This window comes from Streptomyces sp. SID3343, assembly GCF_009865215.1.
GTDB lineage: Bacteria > Actinomycetota > Actinomycetes > Streptomycetales > Streptomycetaceae > Embleya.
On record NZ_WWJX01000520.1, the window covers coordinates 1 to 5,834 of the forward strand.

The 5,834-nt window shown below is 67.7% G+C and carries 3 protein-coding genes and 1 pseudogene; 2 read left to right on the top strand and 2 right to left on the bottom strand.

The window, feature by feature from the left end; translation table 11 throughout:
• Positions 1-593 precede the first annotated feature (593 nt).
• Both GT354_RS16370 and GT354_RS16375 read left to right on the top strand, forming a co-directional pair.
• The gene (locus GT354_RS16370) at positions 594-1,007 is read left to right on the top strand and encodes a hypothetical protein (protein WP_161357047.1); all 414 of its coding nucleotides are present in this window, start codon (positions 594-596) and stop codon (positions 1,005-1,007) included.
• Positions 1,008-1,152: 145 nt separating this feature from the next.
• A pseudogene (locus GT354_RS16375) lies at positions 1,153-1,957 on the top strand (IS5 family transposase); the annotation flags it as partial.
• A gap of 658 nt (positions 1,958-2,615) precedes the next feature.
• On the opposite strand, the gene GT354_RS16385 reads toward GT354_RS16375, so the two are convergent.
• Both GT354_RS16385 and GT354_RS16390 read right to left on the bottom strand, forming a co-directional pair.
• Positions 2,616-3,020, bottom strand: coding sequence for a hypothetical protein (locus tag GT354_RS16385; RefSeq protein ID WP_161357048.1), 405 nt, complete (start codon positions 3,018-3,020; stop codon positions 2,616-2,618).
• Positions 3,021-3,700: 680 nt separating this feature from the next.
• Positions 3,701-4,669: an ABC transporter substrate-binding protein gene (locus tag GT354_RS16390; protein WP_161357049.1), complete on the bottom strand. Its 969-nt coding sequence runs from the start codon at positions 4,667-4,669 to the stop codon at positions 3,701-3,703.
• Between the last annotated feature and the right edge of the window lie 1,165 nt (positions 4,670-5,834).

Consider the following 5,834-nt stretch of genomic DNA (forward strand, 5'->3'; position numbering starts at 1 on the left):
CAGGCGGGCCGGGGGGATCGGGCGGGCCGGGCGAGTGGGCTGTGTCGGGCAAAGTCGTGAGACCTCACCGAAGCAGCCGACCCCTGGGCGACGGCCGGATCGTTGCGGTGATGATCCGCCGTGGGATCCGACTCAACTGCACCCGCAACCGACCGACGGCCAGCCCGCAGGACGGTCCGTGGTGCACGCGGTTCCTCCAGGAAGAGGAGCGTGCCTGCGGGGACCTCCGCGCCACACCTCGTCGGCAGCTTTGGCGCGCGCGGCCGAACGGGACACTGTCGCGGACTACCGGATGACGACATGTGCCTGTCCGGCTCCCTTCCCTCCCTACCTACCTGCCTCCCTACCCTGCAGACGCTTGGGCGAGTCCGGATCGGTCACGCTTTCGTCGAGCAACTGCCGCCGGCAGTAAGGGAAGTGGTCGACGACCGTCGCAGCCCGAACACAGAGCACACACACCACGGATTCGCATAGATGAACGCACGCCGCAACCGTTTCCACCCGAGCGACGCGTACCGGTCGTCCGAGGTCGGCACACGAAGCTAGGGAGCGGAGTATTTACGGCATGGGGGCGCCTCCAAACGAGTGGGTGTGTGCCTGTCGGCGGACGGGAAGAACACCGCTGGTTCGGCAAGCGGTCGGCCAGGGAGGGGCTTTCCAACATGTCTGACGAACAAGCGGTGCCCAACTCCAAGGGCCCGGCTCCGATGCGCCTCCCGGCCGCCACGCAACCGAACGTGGTGCCGGCAACGGACGTCAAGCCCGAGGACATCGGCACACTGTCGATCGAGTACCAAGAAGGTCGGTCCGTGATCGTCGCAAGTGGCGGGACACACATTCCGGCCGTTCTGACCGTCGTCGACAACGAGGGCATTGCTGTCGGTGCATACACCGCAGGACCTGTCCCAAAGCTCAATGTCACAGGTGTGATCACGCCACTGCACTACCTGTACGAGCCCCAAGCCCTCATGACGCTCGACGAGCGCTCCGAAGGGGACTTGGGATAGCCAAGCACCACGTCCCGGCGCGGGTCTCTCGGAGGACGGTTCGTGAGTCTTTGAGTGTTTCTGCTGTCACCTGATGGTGTGCTGATGGTGTGGTGGTGGGGCGGAATCCGGCGGTCGGCAGTCGCTGATCTGTTGATGTGATCAGGTGAGTGAGCGCAAGCCGTACCCGAGTGACCTATCGGACGAGCAGTGGTCGTTGATCGAGCCGGTGATCACTGCCCGGAAGGATCGGCACCGTCCGGTGAGCGGCCATCAGGGTGCCTACGCAATGCGGGAGATCGTGAACGCGATCCTCTACCAGGGCCGGACCGGCTGCCAGTGGGACTACCTCCCGTACGGCCTGCCGCAGAAGAGCGCGACGTACTACTGCTTCGCCGCGTGGCGGGACGACGGGACCGACCGGGTCGTCCACGAACTCCTGCGCTGCCGGGCGAGGGAGAGGGCCCGCCGATCAGAGGACCCGACCCTGGTGGTGCTGGACACGCAGAGTGTCCACGCGGCCGCCGGGGTCCCCGCCTCCACGACGGGCAAGGACCCCGCGAAGCGGGTGTCGGGCCGCAAGCGGGGACCGGCCGCGGACGTATCGGGCCTGGTCGTCGCCGTCACGTTCCTCGCCGCGAACACACACGACGACGCTGCGGGCATCGTCCTGTCGGACCGGGTCGCCGAGTACGCCGGCGGCACCGTCCGCAAGGCACTGGTCGATCAGGGCTTCAAGAACCGGGTTGTCCCGCACGGCGCCGGGCTCGGCATCGATGTCGAGGTTGTCGCACACGATCCGCAGGGCAAGGGGGTTCGTTCCGCAGCCGAAGCGGTGGAAGGTCGAGCAGACCTTCGGGATCCTGATACCGCACCGGCGCCTGGTCCGCGACTACGGGCACCGGCCGACCTCCTCGGCGTTCCGCGTCCAGTGGGCGATGACCCACGTCATGGTCGGCCGGCTCACCGGCACAGCGACCTCCACCCGGCGCGACCCGCGCGGCGGCCGCGTGAACATCCGCTCCCCGCTCGATGCGCTCGATCTCCGGGAGGACTCCGCCCGGGCCTTGGCCGACGACCTCCGCGCACAGCTCACCGAACTGCACCCACGCAGTCGACCTCGCCCGACCTGCCCGACCTGCCCGAACACCCGGACCACCCCGTGTCCTCACCGTGTCCTCACCGTGTTCAACGAAGCCACCGACGCGTTCCGGGCCCGTGATGTCTGCGAAGCCCTCGACCACGAACCACTGCCGAGAACGTCGAAAGCACCCGCGCCAAGCCGAAACCCCTCGTCAAGCTCGGCCTCCTCACCGAGGCCCGCTCCGGCAGCTTCACCAGGAAGCAGTAGCCACCCCGAGTCCCGGGACCAGCAGCCCGCTTTGTGCCGGGTACCGTGCCAGCCGGGTCGACTCAGGACAACCGGTAAACGGGTAAGGGGGCGGGGCCTTCGAGGCGGCATGGGGGCTTAATCCCGGGCCGGGGAGTGTCGTGAACCCGAGGCCCATTGTGGTTACTTGGTTGTTTCTGAATGCAGACGTGCGCCGCTTCGACCGGGAATGCGAACCCGATACGCATCGTGCCCTTCGTGCCCTTCATGCTCTTCACGGTGACACGGTCACTCGTGAACTACACGGACTTGTCGGCGTCCAGCACCGCTCCACTGCGAATGATGGTCGGCATGTCGCCCCGACTCACCCCCGTACACACCACATCCGCCGGGGCGTGCGGCGACACGAACATCGGGCGCCCGAGGATTTGCCGCCGGACTTCAGCGGTCGTCCACCGGGTGAATACCCGGCCTTTTTCGCCTTGCCGGGGCTTGGGTGACTTCCCGCCGAGCGGTTTGCCGAGCTTCCGGGAGATGTAGTCGCGCCACGTCAAGGTGCCTGCGGCGTTGAGCTTCGCGGCAACGGCGGACGCCGACTCGCCGGCGAGGATGCCCCGGATGAAGCAGGTCAAAAGCATGACCGCTTCGGGGTCCGGGACCAGGGCCACGCCGGCGCCGTGCCCGGCGGGCATGGGAGCCGCCATGTAGCCGAACGGGAGCTTCCCGCCCGCTCACCGGCGAGGCATGGTCCACACGGCTGCGCGCGCGCCGATCACGCGTTCCCAGCACCTCAGGCCGAAGCCAAGCGAGCCAAGGCGGTGGCCGCAGGGCCGGAGCACGTCACCCTCGGCGCCGGAAAACCGCAGCCCATCACACGGACGCAACGTGGTGCGGGTGGAAACCCAACCGTGTCGCCAAAGGCGCAACCGCGGCCCGGCGGTCCGGCCCGGTGACACCGCCGGCCATGGCCGCGGGGCCGGACAACGTCACCCGGTCGCGGTAGAACCGCAGCCCGTCACGCGGACGTAACGGGTGGTGCGGGTGGGAACCCAACCCGTGTCGCCAAAGGCGCAACCGCGGCCCGGCGTCCCGGCCTGGTAACGCCGCCGGCCATGGCCGCGGGGCCGGACAACGTCACCCGGTCGCGGTAGAACCGCAGCCCGTCACGCGGACGTAACGGGTGGTGCGGGTGGGAACCCAACCCGTGTCGCCAAAGGCGCAACCGCAGCCCGGTGGCCCGGCCCGGTGACACCACCCGCCATGGCCGCGAGGCCGGTCGCGGTAAAAGCGCAGCCCGTCACGCGGACGCAACGCGGGAAGCCCAACCCAACTGCCAAAGGCGCAACCGCACCTCGACCCGCCGCGGCCATGCGGCCCGAACATGTCAGCAGGCGCCGCGGTACAGGTACTTGGCGACGTCCGGCTGGTCGACGTTGTCCTTTGTGACCGCGACGAGGTCGGTGGAGATCGACTTGGGGATCTTCTTCTTGTCCAGGACGTCGACGGCGTGTTGGACGCCTTGGGCGCCGATGTCGTAGGGCTTTTGCGCGATCAGGCCCTGGATGGAGCCCTTGCGCAGGGATTCGACCTGCTTGGGGGTGGCGTCGAAGGCGATCAGTTTGAGCGCGCCACTCTTGCCGGCCTGCTCGATGCCGGTGGCCGCACCCTCGCCGCTGAAGACGTTGGCGGCGAACACGCCCGCGAGGTCGCGGTTCGAGGCGAGGGTGGACGTGACGATGGACGCCGCCTTGGCCGGATCGTCGTCGTTGTATTGAACGCCCAAGTAGGTGATTCCCGGGTGCTTCTTGATTTCGGTCTCGAAGCCCTTGAGCCGCATGTCTGTTGTCGAGACGCCGGGCTTGACGCTGATCGCGACGACCTTGCCCTTCTCTTGCACGAGTCGGGCGAGGGTCTGCGCGGCGAGTTCTCCGCCTTTCTCGTTGTCGGAGGAGATGGCCGTCTCGCGGATCGAGTCGTCGTCGAGTTTGGTGTCGACCTCGATGATCTTCGCGCCACGCGATTTGAGTTGCTGCTCGGGCTGCCGCAAGGCTTGGGTATCGGTGGGCGCGATCAGTACTGCGGCCGGGTTTTTCGCGGCGACCGCGTTGACGACCGGCGTCTGCTGGGACGCATCCCACTTGTCGGCGCCGGTCACGTCGAGTTTTACGCCGAGTTCCTTGGCCTTGTCCTGCGCCCCGCATGCCATCGAGATGTAGAACTCGTCACCCTTGACACCCTGGATGAAGGTGATCTTGCGGTCCTTGCCGCCGCCCGAACTGTCGTCGCTGCAACCGGACAGCGCACCGGCAGCAGTGAGGACCGTGATCGCGGCGATGTATGCGGTTCTCTTCATCGTGCCTCCGTTCGGGGCCGCATGGCCCTGCGGGGTGGTCTGGTCGCGCGGTGTTGTGCGGGCGATCTGGTGAGAATGCGCGGTGGGTGAGGTGGCTTGGGGGCCGGATGGTTCGGATGGGTGCGCCTTGGGCGGTGGCGCTCTGGGCGGGGCAGTGCCATTGGCCGCTTGGGTTGTGAGGACAGGTGATGGGCGAGTTTTGGGCTCGGCAATCGGCGGAGTGGGGCGGGAGTTGCCGTGGCGTGGGCTTTCGACGACTGCGTGGGATCGGCCGTTCGCGTCGTGAGCGGGGTGTGGTGGGCTGCACTCAGGTGTGGGGGCGGGCGCCTTGAGATGGTGCGGCGTGCGTGGGGTTGGGCGGGTCACTGTGAAGTGGTGTCGCCGGCTGCAGCGGTGTCGCTGCGGTGGGGCGGGCGGGAGTTGCTGTGGTGTGGGCTTTCGGTGACTGCGTGGGGGCGGTCGTTCTCGTCGTGAGCGAGGTGCGATGGGCGCGCTCGGGTGTGGGGCGGCGGTTGGTGCTTTGAGGTGGTGCGGAGTTCGTGGGTTGGGCGGTCACTGTGAAGTGGGGGTCGTGGTAGGCGGGTTGGGTTGGTTGAGGGGGAGCGGTGTTGTTGTGGTGGGGCGGGTTGTGTGGCCACTGGCTTCGGTGGGCCGGGTGGTTGACGGGGGCTGGGTTTGCATTGGGCGGGAGTTGCTGTGGTGTGGGCTTTCGGTGACTGCGTGGGGGCGGTCGTTCTCGTCGTGAGCGGGGTGCGATGGGCGCGCTCGGGTGTGGGGGGCGGTGGTTGGTGCTTGGTGTCTTGAGGTGGGGTGGAGTTCGTGGGTTGGGCGGGTCACTGTGAAGTGGGGGTCGTGGGCGGCCGGTTGGGTTGGTTGAGGGGAGCGGTGTTGTTGTGGCCACTGGCTTCGGCGGGCCGGGTGGTTGACGGGGGCTGGGTTTGTGTTGGGCGGGAGTCGCTGCGAGGTGGGCATTCGGTGACTGCGTGGAGGTGGTCGTTCGCGTCGTGAGCGGGGGGTGGTGGGGTGCGCTCAGGTGTCGCGGGGTGTGGTGGGTGGTGGTTGGTGTCTTGAGTGGCGCGGAGTCTGCGATTGGGTGAATCACTGTGGAGTGGTGATTGCGGGGCGCGAGTTGGGTTCGGGAGGGGGAGTGGTGTCGGTGTGGTGG